The sequence below is a fragment of the Pseudomonas helleri genome, assembly GCF_045830615.1.
In the GTDB taxonomy this organism is placed as follows: domain Bacteria; phylum Pseudomonadota; class Gammaproteobacteria; order Pseudomonadales; family Pseudomonadaceae; genus Aquipseudomonas; species Aquipseudomonas helleri.
This window is the reverse complement of sequence record NZ_CP174501.1, coordinates 1,888,027-1,901,308: the sequence shown is the minus strand read 5'-3', so window position 1 is coordinate 1,901,308 and position 13,282 is coordinate 1,888,027. Positions and strand designations below refer to the sequence as shown.

Annotated in this window: 12 protein-coding genes and 1 pseudogene; 6 read left to right on the top strand and 7 right to left on the bottom strand. The window is 58.2% G+C overall.

All coding sequences use genetic code 11. The features are described 5' to 3' along the window. Nucleotides 1-19 precede the first annotated feature (19 nt). Nucleotides 20-769 carry a thioesterase II family protein gene (locus ACJJU9_RS08710; protein ID WP_407730475.1) on the bottom strand — a complete coding sequence of 250 codons (750 nt, stop codon included), beginning with the start codon at nt 767-769 and terminating at the stop codon, nt 20-22. 323 nt (nt 770-1,092) lie between these two features. On the opposite strand from ACJJU9_RS08710, the gene ACJJU9_RS08705 reads away from it, so the two are divergent. Then, nucleotides 1,093-1,641, top strand: coding sequence for an RNA polymerase factor sigma-70 (locus tag ACJJU9_RS08705; RefSeq protein ID WP_048368846.1), 549 nt, complete (start codon nt 1,093-1,095; stop codon nt 1,639-1,641). Between the two features lie 96 nt (nt 1,642-1,737). Here the strand turns inward: ACJJU9_RS08705 and ACJJU9_RS08700 are convergent. Continuing rightward, nucleotides 1,738-2,319, bottom strand: a pseudogene (locus ACJJU9_RS08700) (GNAT family N-acetyltransferase); the annotation flags it as partial. 77 nt (nt 2,320-2,396) lie between these two features. After that, nucleotides 2,397-3,173: a substrate-binding periplasmic protein gene (locus ACJJU9_RS08695; protein WP_407730474.1), complete on the bottom strand. Its 777-nt coding sequence runs from the start codon at nt 3,171-3,173 to the stop codon at nt 2,397-2,399. 210 nt (nt 3,174-3,383) lie between these two features. Here ACJJU9_RS08695 and ACJJU9_RS08690 point away from each other — a divergent pair, with 210 nt between their 5' ends. Further along, nucleotides 3,384-3,926: an exonuclease domain-containing protein gene (locus ACJJU9_RS08690; protein ID WP_153326657.1), complete on the top strand. Its 543-nt coding sequence runs from the start codon at nt 3,384-3,386 to the stop codon at nt 3,924-3,926. Between the two features lie 90 nt (nt 3,927-4,016). Then, nucleotides 4,017-4,298, top strand: a complete 282-nt coding sequence (locus ACJJU9_RS08685) for a pyrimidine/purine nucleoside phosphorylase (RefSeq protein WP_048368843.1) — start codon at nt 4,017-4,019, stop codon at nt 4,296-4,298. Nucleotides 4,299-4,377: 79 nt separating this feature from the next. Here ACJJU9_RS08685 and ACJJU9_RS08680 read toward each other — a convergent pair whose 3' ends face one another. Next, complete coding sequence (locus ACJJU9_RS08680) at nt 4,378-6,138, bottom strand: ABC transporter transmembrane domain-containing protein (RefSeq protein ID WP_407730473.1); 1,761 nt, start codon at nt 6,136-6,138, stop codon at nt 4,378-4,380. 253 nt (nt 6,139-6,391) lie between these two features. Between ACJJU9_RS08680 and ACJJU9_RS08675 the strand changes: the two genes are divergently transcribed. Further along, nucleotides 6,392-6,565: a PA1571 family protein gene (locus tag ACJJU9_RS08675; RefSeq protein ID WP_048368841.1), complete on the top strand. Its 174-nt coding sequence runs from the start codon at nt 6,392-6,394 to the stop codon at nt 6,563-6,565. 178 nt (nt 6,566-6,743) lie between these two features. Here ACJJU9_RS08675 and pdxB read toward each other — a convergent pair whose 3' ends face one another. From pdxB to rlmM, 3 genes are read right to left on the bottom strand one after another with little or no spacing between them, the layout of a single operon-like run. Further along, nucleotides 6,744-7,886 (bottom strand): 4-phosphoerythronate dehydrogenase PdxB, encoded by a 1,143-nt coding sequence (gene pdxB, locus ACJJU9_RS08670; RefSeq protein WP_407730472.1) that lies wholly within the window; start codon nt 7,884-7,886, stop codon nt 6,744-6,746. A gap of 55 nt (nt 7,887-7,941) precedes the next feature. Further along, complete coding sequence (gene tusA, locus ACJJU9_RS08665) at nt 7,942-8,190, bottom strand: sulfurtransferase TusA (RefSeq protein ID WP_153331290.1); 249 nt, start codon at nt 8,188-8,190, stop codon at nt 7,942-7,944. Between the two features lie 14 nt (nt 8,191-8,204). Beyond that, the gene (gene rlmM / locus ACJJU9_RS08660; protein WP_153326648.1) at nt 8,205-9,281 is read right to left on the bottom strand and encodes a 23S rRNA (cytidine(2498)-2'-O)-methyltransferase RlmM; all 1,077 of its coding nucleotides are present in this window, start codon (nt 9,279-9,281) and stop codon (nt 8,205-8,207) included. Nucleotides 9,282-9,508: 227 nt separating this feature from the next. Between rlmM and acnA the strand changes: the two genes are divergently transcribed. Continuing rightward, complete coding sequence (acnA, locus tag ACJJU9_RS08655) at nt 9,509-12,250, top strand: aconitate hydratase AcnA (RefSeq protein ID WP_407730471.1); 2,742 nt, start codon at nt 9,509-9,511, stop codon at nt 12,248-12,250. Between the two features lie 128 nt (nt 12,251-12,378). After that, on the top strand, nt 12,379-13,170 hold the full coding sequence (locus ACJJU9_RS08650) for a lysostaphin resistance A-like protein (RefSeq protein WP_407730470.1): 792 nt from the start codon (nt 12,379-12,381) through the stop codon (nt 13,168-13,170). Nucleotides 13,171-13,282: the final 112 nt, after the last annotated feature.

Genomic DNA, 13,282 nt, shown 5'->3' with positions numbered 1-13,282 from the left:
GAGAAAGCATGGCGCCGCTTTAGCCGGGCACTCGCCGAACCTGTTGCTGACGCCAGCGCAGCAGGTGTTCTTCGGCGTAACGACGCAGGCAACGCAACAAGGCGGTTTCTTGCTGGTGCAGAAAAAAGTGATGGCCTTCAAACATATCCAGGGAAAACGCGCGGCTGGTGTCGGCCTGCCAATCGAGCAGTTGCTCGGCGCGCACGCTGTCTTGTTTGCCGCCAAAAACGTGAATGGGTAGCGGCAACGGCGCCCGTCGGTCGTGCCTGAAACTGCCGCACAACAGGAAGTCGGCGCGCAGTATCGGCAGCATCAGGTGCATCAGTTCGGCATTGGCCAGCACCTCTTCGGGGGTGCCGTTGAGTTCGCGCAAGCGCTCGATCAGTTGCGCGTTGGTCTTGACCACCGCGTACTCGCTGACATCTCGGCGGGCCGGTCCGGCCGTGGCAGATGCAAACAAGGCCAGCGGCTCGGGCACTCCGCGCTCACGCAAGGCGTGGGCCAGCTCAAAGGCCAACAGACCGCCCAGGCTGTGGCCGAACAACGCGTAAGGGCGGTCCAGTTCCGGGCTGATTTCATCGGCCAACTGGCCGGCCAATGCGCGAATATCGCTCTGCAAGGGCTCGTCCATTCGCATCCCGCGCCCCGGTAACTCCAGCGGCCGCACCTGCAGCCAGGCGGGCAGCAAGCGGCGCCAACGGCTGTATGCCATGGCGCTGGCGCCGGAGTAAGGCAGGCAAAACAAGCGCAACTGGATGACTTCAGTCATGGTCAGCACCACCGCCGTAAAACGCCGCCCGTGCACATGCAAACGCCATATCACCCTCCTGTGTTAACCGTTCATCGCGGGTCTGCAACACAGACCTTCGCCCCTTGTGAACGGTTGACCCGGGCAAATAATTAGCCCTCGCGATAGTGGCCATTTGTAGCGAACTGCACGGGATGTGAGGCTTTTCTCAAACTCTTGAAAGGATCGGTACTAATTACCTTTCTCAATTGACAATCATTATCATTAAGCCTAGTTTGTTTCGCACTGTGACGGCGCCAACCGAGCAATGGCCCGCACGTTTTCACTAGCCACAGGTGATCTCCATGACGGAACAAATGTCCACAAGCAGGTGTGACTCACCCTTACTTCAAGCCTTTGTCGACAACCGATTAATCCTGGTCAAAATTGCAGCGCGGATCACCGGCTGCCGATCCCGGGCCGAAGATGTGGTGCAGGACGCTTTCTTCCGTTTGCAGTCCGCGCCGCAGATCACCTCGTCATTCAAGGCGCAGCTGAGCTACCTGTTCCAGATCGTGCGCAACCTGGCGATTGATCACTACCGCAAGCAGGCACTGGAGCAGAAATACTCGGGCACAGAAGAGGAAGGCTTGAATGTGGTGATCAATGGCGCCTCGCCAGAAACCTCGCATATCAATTTTTCGACCCTGGAAAACATCGCCGACGCGCTGACCGAGCTGCCAAGCCGCACCCGTTATGCGTTTGAGATGTACCGCTTGCACGGTGTGCAGCAAAAGGACATTGCCAAGGAGTTGGGGGTGTCGCCGACACTGGTTAACTTCATGATTCGCGACGCGCTGATTCACTGCCGCAAGGTTTCGGGCAGCCAGCCAGATACCTTTAGCCGTCGTTGAAATCAGCTTCTTTGTGAGAGGGCTCGCGATCTTTGAAAATCAAAAGAAGATCTAAAGATCGCGAGGCGAGCTCGCTCCTACAAAATGAACGTCGCTTTAGCGTTGGTTTTCGATTGTCCTTTCCAGCACCATCAAGGCCGCCCGTTTGTGCGGGAAGTCGAATTCCTTGATCCGCGCATAGCCCTGCGCCTGCATGTAACCGATCATTTTGTCGTTGTCAGCACGGGGCTCAGCCACGATGCGCCGGGTGCGCGGGTCGTCCTGCAACAGGTAATCGGTCAAGGCGGATAACCAGCTGGCAACCTTGTGCGGCCCACGATGGGCCTGCTCCCCCACCAGCATGTGAATGCCACGGTCGTAGTCGCCTGCGTCGTAAAAGGGCGCGATGCGATCTTCTTTGGCCCAATAGGCTTCGAAATAGGCAAACGGTTGGTCGTCAAAGCAACCGATCAAGGTCAGGGTGTGCGGGTCATCAGCCAGTTTTTCGAGGTACTGGCGATGGTCGTCAAGGCTGCCCCCTTCATCCCAGAAGGCCAGTACTCGCGGGGTGTTCTGCCAGCGGTTGAAGCGTTCGAGGTCAAGCTCGATGTCCAGCGTACGCAAGGAGATCCAGGCGCCAAGCTGGGGGTCGAAGCGCCGATAGACTTCGCCCTGGGGTTTGGCCGGGCGCTGCGGGTGCGAAGCGGTTGCAGTCATTTTGGACTCACGATTTTCGTCAACAGTTAGGCTGTGTGACGTTGGCCGCGGGGCAAAATTTAGGAATCGGTCTCGAGGACTTCAATATCGTAAGGGGCAAAAATCGCTTTTAACTGGCCATTGTCCTTGAGCGTTTTGATCAACTTGGTCACTTCTTCGGCTTTGATCGGGCCATGGGGCCGAATGAAAGCATAGTGATGGTAGCGCTGGTCGGCACGGTCAGATATCAGCACGCGAGATTTGTACTGCGGATTGTGTCTGAGCATGTCATTGAGATTGGATCGCGTCATCAAGGTCATGTCTACCCGCCCGCGCAAGACCATCTGCAGGTTGCTCTCGTGGGAGTAGGTCAAGGTCGCGTCAAAGTGGTTGAGCAAGTAGCTGGGGGCAGGATTGAAGTCTGCAAAGGCGTAGTGATAGCCGGAAAAAAGCGCCAGCCGTTTCCCCTTTAAATCATCAAAGTAAGATTGGTCACGCCCCGGCTGTTGCTTGGCAATAAACACTTCCGAGTCAACAAGGCCAAGGTCGACAGCATTGTAATCGACACCCTGCCAGCCCCAGTTGGAGCTTTCAAAAAGGATCAGGTCTACGCGGCCCTGATCAAAATCACGCACCCTTCGCGCCAGCGAGGTGGGGACGGCGGTGAATTTATAATCAGTTTGTAACTCATTCATCGCACTCAGCAATTTTTGCAGCAAGCCCGTGTCGGAACCACGTTCCGGGCGCACGATATACGGCGGAAAATGCGCCGCACCGACGCGAATTTCCTGCGCGGCCCACACCGGCGACATCAAGGTGACACTCAGCGCCAGCAACACACTGCGGACCATCCACATTGGCAAACACTTAAACGCTGTGCACATCGGGGACGCCCGCGACTGGAACTTATTAATGGGTACAGGACCTGAGATCGAGTACGACCGTAATTTAAGCGCGCTTAGACTAGCAAGCAAACGTGGTGTGGCCCACTACAAATTAAGTGCCCCGTGGCTGCGCATTAGCTACGCTGCATCCTCAATGCCGATGTTGTTTAAGGAAAGCTGCACATGCCTCACTGGCTGGTAATTGACCTGGAAGCCACCACCGATGACGGCGGCTGGCCTCTGGAAGAAATGGAAGTCATCGAAATCGGTGCCAGCGTGGTCACCCGTGCCGGGCGCGAAATAGACCACTTTCAGCGTTTTGTGCGGCCGCAACGGCGCCCGCTGCTGACTGCTTTTTGCCGTCAATTAACCCATATCACTCAAGCCAATATTGATAACGCCAGCCCTACCGGACAGGTTTGGGAGCAGTTCGAGCGCTGGCTGGGCCAGCATCTGCCCAAATTGGAAGGCTGGGCCAGCTGGGGTGAGTACGACCGCAGGCAACTGGAACAGGAATGGCAACAAAAGCAGCTGGACAGCGCCTTGGCGCGTTTGCCGCATATGAACCTCAAGCAACAATTTGCCCAGGTCCGCCAGCTAAAACAGCCGCTGGGCCTCAACAGTGCGCTGCAACTGGCCGGTATGCAGTTCAGCGGGCAGCAGCACCGCGCCCTGGAAGATGCGCGCAATACCGCGCGTTTATTGCCTCTGGTGTTGCGGGTTTAGTGCAGCGCCGAGCCTCTACAAAAGGGCGTGACGGGATAAAACGGCTTCTGCATACTGGCCAGCCTTTTTAACCCATTCCGAGGAATCGCCATGTTTAAAGTCAACGAATACTTCGACGGCACCGTCAAGTCGATTGCGTTCACACAAGCTGAAGGCAAAGCCACTATTGGCGTCATGGCCCCGGGTAAATACGAGTTCGGCACCGCCGAGCGTGAAATCATGCACGTCGTCTCGGGCGAGCTGAAGGTCAAGCTGCCGGGCAGCAGCGAGTTTGAAACGTTCAAGACAGGCAGCCAGTTCAACGTACCGGCCAACAGCAAGTTTCAGCTTGAGGTCGCCGTAGATACCGCTTACCTGTGCGAGTACCGCTGAGTTAGCCCCGCGTAGGAGCGAGCTTGTCTCGCGATCTTTTGATGTTTAAAAGATCGCGAGGCAAGCTCGCTCCTACGGTTTAGCTATCCGCCGTGTTGAACTGCAACGCTGCCAACCGCGCATACAGCGGGTTACTGGCTATCAATTGGGCATGCGTGCCCACCGCCACCAGCTTGCCCTGATCCATCACGGCAATGCGATCGGCATTCTGCACCGTCGCCAGTCGATGGGCGATCACCAGCGTGGTACGGCCTTTCATCAGGCTGGGCAACGCTTCCTGGATCAAGTGTTCACTTTGCGCATCCAGCGCGCTGGTGGCTTCGTCCAACAGTAAAATCGGCGCATCCACCAGCAGTGCACGGGCAATCGCCAGGCGTTGCCGCTGCCCGCCCGACAACCCCTGACCGCCATCGCCCAAGTGGGTTTTATAGCCCTGGGGCATTTGCAGGATGAAGTCGTGGGCATGGGCAATACGCGCCGCCGCCTCGACCTGAGCGTCTGTGGCCTGCGGGTTGCCGTAACGGATGTTATCTTCGACCGAGCCAAAGAACAGCGCCGGGGTCTGCGAGACCAGGGCAAAGCAGCGGCGCAAGTCGTGCGGATCAAGTTGCTGGACAGGTCGCCCTTCCAGCAGGATTTGCCCTTGCTGGGGGTCATAGAAACGCAACAGCAAGTCAAACAAGGTCGATTTTCCAGCCCCGGATGGCCCGACCAAGGCCAGAGTTTCGCCTGCATTGATGGTCAGGCTCAGGCGCGCAATCGCATAGCTTTCGGGACGCGACGGGTAAGAAAAATACACATCTTCAAGGCGCACGTTGCCTTCAACCCGCTCTGGCAACACTTGCAACCCGCTGTCCGGTACGACGATCTGGCTCTTGGACTGCAACAGTTCGCTGATCCGCTCTGCCGCCCCTGCCGCCTGTTGCAGTTCGCCAATGACTTCACTCAGGGTGCCGACGGCACTGCCGACCACCAGGCTGTAGAACACAAACGCGGCCAGTTCACCGCCCGTAATGCGCCCGGCGATAACATCCATGCCGCCCACCCAGAGCATGACGCCGACAGCGCCCAGCACCAGCGAGATCACCAGGGTGATCAGCCAGGCCCGCTGCAAGATACGTTTGCGCGCCGTGGCAAAGGCGCCTTCGACGGTTTGCGCAAAACGCTGCTGGTCTTGTTGCTGATGGTTGTAGGCCTGGACGGTTTTGATCTGGGTCAGGGCCTCGGCCACGTAGCTGCCCACATCGGCGATGCGGTCCTGGCTTTGACGCGACAAGCTGCGCACGCGACGACCAAAGATCAAGATCGGTGACAACACCAAGGGCAAGGCGACCACGACGATGCTGGTGAGCTTGGGGTTGGTGATAAACAGCAGCACCACGCCGCCAATCACCATCAGGCTGTTGCGCAAAAACAACGACAGCGAAGAACCGATGACCGATTGCAGCAATGTTGTGTCGGTGGTCAGCCGCGACTGGATTTCTGAACTGCGGTTGTTCTCGTAGAAACCGGGGTGCAAACCAATCAGGTGATTGAAAACTTGCCGACGAATGTCAGCTACCACCCGCTCGCCAATCCACGATACCAGGTAGAAACGCACAAATGTGCCCACCGCCAAGCCCAGCACCAGCAGCAAAAACAAGCCAATGGACTGGTTGAGCATGTGCGGTGACTGGGTCATAAAGCCTTTGTCGACGAGCAAACGAATGCCCTGCCCCATCGACAGCGTGATCCCCGCCGTTACGATCAGGGCCAGCAAGGCGCCGACCGCATGCCAGCGGTAAGGGGCTACAAAATGAATGACCAGACGAATGGCACGGCGCTGACGGGAAGAGAGCATGGGGGTGTTCCGCAAAGGGGGTCGAGTGTTGAAAGCCGCACACAGCCTACAACGAACCGGGGTAACACTTGGTAAACCTTTCTCAGTCGTTTTGAATATGACCGGGTGCCACAAGCCCTAGGCGTTAAAGTTCTAAAGTGAGGGTAGAAGTTTCGAAGTATTTCTGTTGAACTGGGTTCCGCGGCCAAGTGTGTAACAGCTTGGTCATTTAACGGATCTAAAGTAGCGCTACACCCTGATGAGGAGACAGGTCATGGAATCAATCAACACTCAAGCACTTCCGGTAATTCGCACCCACCAGCAACCGTCGTTGGGGTGTGCTTTTATCGACGCTGAAGGTAATGAAGTTCTCATCACTGAAGAGATGATTCAGAACGCCTGCCAAGAACTGGAACAGCGTTTGGTCAAGCCTGTAAACAAAGACTGAACCTGACAACACCTTACTTGCCCGCGATCTTTTAAAAGATCAAAAGATCGCGAGGCAAGCTCGCTCCTACAGTGGTATCGGGTACGCCCGTAGCAGTTGACGAGCCTTGCGAGGCTACGTTCGGGCGCGCAGCGGCCGTAAAAGAGCCAGATCAAAAGATCGCGAGGCAAGCTCGCTCCTACACGGGTACTGCGCCCAGCGCTTTAACCATCTGCGTCAAACCCTGCGACTCACCCTCTATACGTACCTGTAGGCCTTCGATTTCGCGGCGTACGGGGTAGTGTTTGCGCAAGGCGTCAAACGCCAGCTTTTGCTCCTGAACCGTGCCCACCAGGCTGCGACGAAAGTCAGCATCGTCACGGCGCGGGTCGTAAACCCCACGGCATACCGTCGCCAGCGCCCAGGCCGGGTCGCTGTCAGCGCTCAGTTCAACCTTGGCCAGCCAGGGCGCAGGCAGTAAGTCGGCCAGTTTGATGACCGCTTCCTGCCCCAAGAAATCGCAGAACGCCTGGTAAATCTGCGCCGTGCCCCGCTGCTTGCCGTCCAGGCTGTAACCGGCAATGTGCGGCGTTGCCAGTACACACAGGTCGGCCAGTTCGACATCAACTTGCGGCTCGGCTTCCCATACGTCCAGCACCGCTTGCAGGTCTTCGCGGCGGGTCAGCACTTCACGCAGGGCGTTGTTGTCGATCACCGGACCACGGCTGGCGTTGATCAGCCAGGTGCCGTGTTTGAGCTGGTTCAAACGCTGCTGGTCGAGTAAGTGCCAGGTCGCGTTCTCTGCGGATTTATCCAGAGGCGTGTGCAGGCTGATGACGTCACAACGTTCGATGATCTGCTCAAGGCTGACGTAGTCACCGCCCTCTGCCGCCTGACGCGGCGGGTCGCACACCAGCACGTTGAAGCCCAGTCCCTTGAGCACATTGATCAGACGCCCGCCCACTTCACCGGCACCGACCACACCGTAGGTGCGCTGATTGAGGTTAGCGCCTTCGATTTCGGCCAGTGTCAGCAAGCTGCCGAGCACGTAGTCCACCACACCGCGGGCATTGCAGCCGGGCGCGCTGGACCATTGAATGCCCTCTTGATGAAAGTAATCGAGCGCCAGGTGATCGGTGCCGATGGTGCACGTACCGACAAAACGCACGGCGCTGCCTTCAAGCAGATCGCGGTCGACCTTGGTCACCGAACGCACCAGCAAGACATCCGCATCGTGCACATCGGCCCGGGTGATCTGGCGCCCCGGCAAACGGCGTATTTCACCGAATTCAGCAAAGAACGCATCGACCAACGGAATATTTTCATCAGCAACAATCAGCATGGCAGGCTCCTTTCAAGGACTGGCAGTGTAGGCGTTGTCGGCACGTTTGGGCCGATCAATCCTGCTTTTTGCGGATCCAGTACAGGTACGTGCCCGCTTCTTCGGCCTGGCCGACCAGTTCGTGATCCAAAAATACGCAGAACTTGGGAATGTCGCGACGGGTCGACGGGTCGGTCGCGATCACCTTCAGCAAGCCACCCGGCGCCAGATCGCGAATGTGTTGGTGCAGCATCATCACCGGCTCTGGGCAGTTCAGACCGCTGGCGTCCAGAGTGCCGTCAAGCGGCAGGTCAGCAAAACTCATTGGTTACTCCTGAATCAGCGGGATTTAGGCTTTTTCACGTCCAGTCGACGCAAATGGCAGGTCACTTCTTCACGGTCGTGGTACAGCTGCTTGCAGCCGATTTCAACCTGGATACCGCGCGCCTTGAAGCCGTCGGCAATGCGGTCCAGCAGGCGACGCACTTCGGCGTAGCGTTGTTTCATCGGCAACTTGAGGTTGACCACCGCCTCACGGCAATGCCCTTCGCCAATCCATTCTTCGAGCATCGCCGCATTGCGCGCAGGCTTCTCGACGATGTCGCAGACCATCCAGTCCACTGGTTGTTTGGGCTTGAAGGTAAAGCCATCAGCCATCAAGTGTTGCACCAACCCGGTGTCCATCAGGCTTTCAGCCATGGGGCCGTTGTCGATGGCGATCACCAGCATGCCGCGATTGACCAGTTGCCAGGTCCAGCCGCCGGGGGCTGCGCCGAGGTCAACACCGGTCATGTCACTGTGCAAACGGTCATCCCACTGATCACGCGGGATGAAATGGTGCCAGGCCTCTTCCAGCTTGAGGGTTGAGCGGCTCGGGGCTTCACGCGGGAACTTGAGACGCGGAATACCCATCGGCCACATGGCCGAGTTGTTGGACTCGGCCAGGCCGAGGAACACTTCACGGCCACTTTTGAAGGTCAGCAGCAGACGCGGTTTGTCGTCGGCGTTTTCGACCAGCTTGCCCGCCTTGAGCAGCGCCTTGCGCAAATGCCCTTCGAACTTCTTGCAGAAGTTGGACAGCTCTTTGCCGTCGTTGGTATCGACCACTTCCAGCCACAGGCTGCCACACACCGGAAAATCGGCCATGTGTTCAAGGATGACGCTGATCCGGTCGGTTTCCGGTAGCTCGACAAAGCTGCCGCGAGCCCATTGGCGCGGGAAAATCAGCTCGGCAAAGCGCAGGCGCTGCATCAGGCGCTCAGCACCGCCTGCTTCGGTGCAGACAAACTCGGCACAGGCCGCGCTCGGCTTGGCCTTGGCGTAGCCAGAGACATTAAGACGGGCGGCGTGCTCGGCGATTTCCGAGCAGACTTCGCCTTCAAAACCGGGCCGGCAATGCATAAAAACGGTGTTCATTGATTTACTCCTGGGCAGCGGCAAGACATTAGACCGCTGCGCTACCTTGTCCTGGAACAAGGTCTGTCACGAAAAGGCGGGCATGATAACTGAGTTCGGAACCTTGAAGCCCTATAGACAGTCCAGTAATTAGCCAGATCACTGAATCAGGGCTAGGTTTGAAGCTCTGCTCACTGTTCTGTTCGTATCACACGATCCGTGCCGTGCGGATCAAAAGGAGTCATTTCATGTCCTCCCTCGATAGCCTGAAAACCCTTTCTACCTTAAAAGTCGACGATAAGACTTATCACTACTTCAGCCTGCCGCTCGCCGCCAAGACCTTGGGCGATTTGGGCAAGCTACCGATGTCTCTTAAAGTGCTGCTGGAAAACCTGCTGCGCTGGGAAGACGGCAAGACCGTCACCGAACCCGACCTCAAGGCCCTTGCCGCCTGGCTCAAGGAGCGTCGTAGCGACCGTGAAATCCAGTACCGCCCGGCGCGGGTATTAATGCAGGATTTTACTGGCGTACCGGCGGTGGTCGACCTGGCCGCCATGCGCGCTGCCATGGCCAAGGCCGGAGGCGACCCGCAGCGCATCAACCCGTTGTCACCGGTTGACCTGGTGATTGACCACTCGGTGATGGTCGACAAGTTCGGCAGCACCAGCGCCTTTGAGCAAAACGTCGACATCGAAATGGAACGCAACGGCGAACGCTATGCGTTTTTGCGCTGGGGCCAGGATGCTTTCGATAATTTCAGCGTGGTACCGCCCGGCACCGGGATTTGTCACCAGGTGAACCTTGAATACCTGGGCCGCACGGTCTGGACCAAAGACGAAGACGGCCGCACCTATGCCTTCCCCGACACCCTGGTAGGCACCGACTCGCACACCACCATGATCAACGGCCTTGGCGTATTGGGCTGGGGCGTGGGCGGGATTGAAGCCGAAGCCGCCATGCTCGGCCAGCCCGTGTCGATGCTGATCCCTGAAGTGGTGGGTTTCAAACTTAGTGGCAAGCTTAAAGAAGGCATCACCGCCACTGACCTGGTGCTGACGGTTACGCAAATGCTGCGCAGCAAGGGCGTGGTCGGCAAGTTCGTCGAGTTTTATGGAGATGGCCTGGCCGATTTGCCCCTGGCAGACCGTGCCACCATTGCCAACATGGCCCCGGAATACGGCGCTACGTGCGGGTTTTTCCCGGTGGATGAGATCACCCTCGATTACCTGCGTTTATCCGGTCGTCCGGACGCCACGGTCAAGCTGGTCGAGGCTTACTGCAAAGCCCAGGGTCTGTGGCGCAAAGCGGGCCAAGAGCCGATTTTTACCGACACACTGGCGCTCGACATGGGCACCGTCGAGGCCAGCCTCGCCGGGCCAAAACGTCCGCAAGACCGGGTCGCCCTGCCCAACGTTGCGCAAGCCTTCAGCGACTTCTTGAGCCTGCAGTTCAAACCGGCCAGCAAAGAAGAAGGCCGCCTCGAAAGTGAAGGCGGTGGCGGCGTGGCCGTGGGCAGCGCTGAGTCGGTTGGCGAGGCGGATTACAGCCTCGATGGCAAAACCTGGCGCCTGAAAAACGGTGCCGTGGTGATTGCCGCCATTACCTCGTGCACCAACACCTCCAACCCCAGCGTGATGATGGCTGCCGGACTGGTGGCGAAAAAAGCCGTGGAAAAAGGCCTGAAAAGCCAGCCTTGGGTGAAAACCTCATTGGCCCCCGGCTCCAAGGTGGTTACCGATTACTACAAGGCCGCTGGCCTCACCCCGTACCTCGATCAATTGGGCTTCGACCTGGTGGGGTATGGCTGTACCACCTGTATTGGCAACTCCGGGCCGCTGCCCGATCCCATTGAAAAAGCCATTACCCAAGCGGACCTGACCGTAGCGTCTGTGCTGTCAGGCAACCGTAACTTTGAAGGCCGGGTGCACCCGCTGGTCAAAACCAACTGGCTAGCCTCGCCGCCGCTGGTGGTGGCCTATGCGTTGGCCGGAACAGTGCGTATCGACATCAGCAGCGAACCGCTGGGGGTGGGCAAAGACGGTCAGCCGGTGTACCTGCGCGATATCTGGCCGAGCCAGAAAGAAATTGCCGACGCCGTGGCGCAAGTCAGCACCAGCATGTTCCACAAGGAATACGCCGAAGTGTTTGCCGGTGACGAGCAATGGCAAGCCATCGAAGTGCCGCAGGCGGCGACGTATGTCTGGCAAGACAGCTCGACGTACATCCAGCACCCGCCGTTCTTCGACGACATTGACGGGCCATTGCCGGTCATCGAAGACGTCAAGGGCGCGAACATTCTGGCGCTGCTGGGGGATTCGGTGACCACCGACCACATCTCCCCTGCCGGCAATATCAAGGCCGACAGCCCGGCCGGGCGTTACCTGCGCGAGAAAGGCGTCGAGCCCAAGGACTTCAACTCCTACGGTTCGCGACGCGGCAACCATGAAGTGATGATGCGTGGCACGTTCGCCAACATCCGTATTCGCAACGAAATGCTCGGCGGTGAAGAAGGGGGCAACACCCTGTACATCCCGACCGGCGAAAAACTGGCGATCTACGACGCGGCCATGCGTTATCAGGCTACGGGCACGCCGCTGGTGGTGATTGCCGGTCAGGAATACGGCACCGGTTCGAGCCGCGACTGGGCGGCCAAAGGCACCAATCTGCTGGGCGTCAAAGCGGTGATTGCCGAGAGTTTTGAGCGTATCCACCGCTCCAACCTGGTGGGCATGGGCGTGTTGCCCTTGCAGTTCAAGCTGGACCAGAACCGCAAGAGCCTGAAACTCACCGGCAAAGAGACCCTGGACATCCTCGGGCTGACCGGGGCCGACATTCAACCGCGGATGAACCTGACCCTGGTGATCACCCGTGAAGACGGCCAGCAGGAAAAGGTCGAGGTCCTGTGCCGGATCGACACCCTCAATGAAGTGGAATACTTCAAGGCGGGCGGGATCTTGCACTACGTGCTGCGCCAGTTGATTGCTTCGTAAACACTGAATAACCGTAGGAGCGAGCTTGCCTCGCGATCTTTTGACCTTTGAAAGATCGCGAGGCAAGCTCGCTCCTACGGGTTTGTGTCTGTAATACTCGTGCGCCCTTCTCTCCCCCTAGGATTCGCATGATCGCCCTGCCCTGGCCTTATCTCGCCCTCTTGACCCTCGGCTACGGCATTGCCCTGAGCTATGGCCAATTAGGCGTTCAAGCTGTTATTGCCCTGTCCGCCCTGGTGGTGAGCGGGCTTGCTGCCCACCAAAGCCAACGCTCATGGCTGCGCTATGCCGGACACGCTGTGTTTGTGTTGCTGGCCCTGGCTTTGGCCCTGCATTGGCTGCCCGGTTTTCACAACGGACGTGCCATCAGCCCCGAGCGGCTGACCCCGGATGCCGTGCCCTTTTCGATGTACCTGAATCTGGACAAACCCCTGATCGGCTTTTGGCTGCTACTGGTGTGCCCGTGGATAGCACCGCGCTTTAACTGGCGTGCGTCCGTGGGCGCCGCATTGATGGGGCTGGTGCTGGCCGCCTTGGCCGCGCTGGGTGGCGCGCTGTTGCTGGGCATTGTGGCCTGGGCGCCGAAGTGGCCCAGCCAGGGCTGGATTTGGCTATTGAATAACTTGCTGCTGGTGACGCTGGTCGAAGAAGCGCTGTTTCGCGGCTATTTGCAGGGCGGTCTGAGCCGCAGGTTCAAACAACTGCCGTATGGGCAAACCCTGGCCTTGGTCATTGCCTCGCTGTTGTTTGGTCTGGCGCATATCGGTGCCGGTTGGCAGTGGGTACTGTTGGCCGGCATCGCCGGGCTTTGCTACGGCCTGGCCTACCGCTTTGGCGGGCTAAGTGCGGCGATTGCCACGCACTTTGGTCTTAACGTGCTGCACTTGGCGTTCTTCACATACCCCATGCTGGCGCCTTAAGCTCGCCCCAAGACTGCAACAGCGTTGATGCACGCTGTTGCAGCAGAAATATTAATTAAACAATTCGTTGCACGTGCCGAAAGCCTATCAAAGTCTTGCGGATTGAAACGAC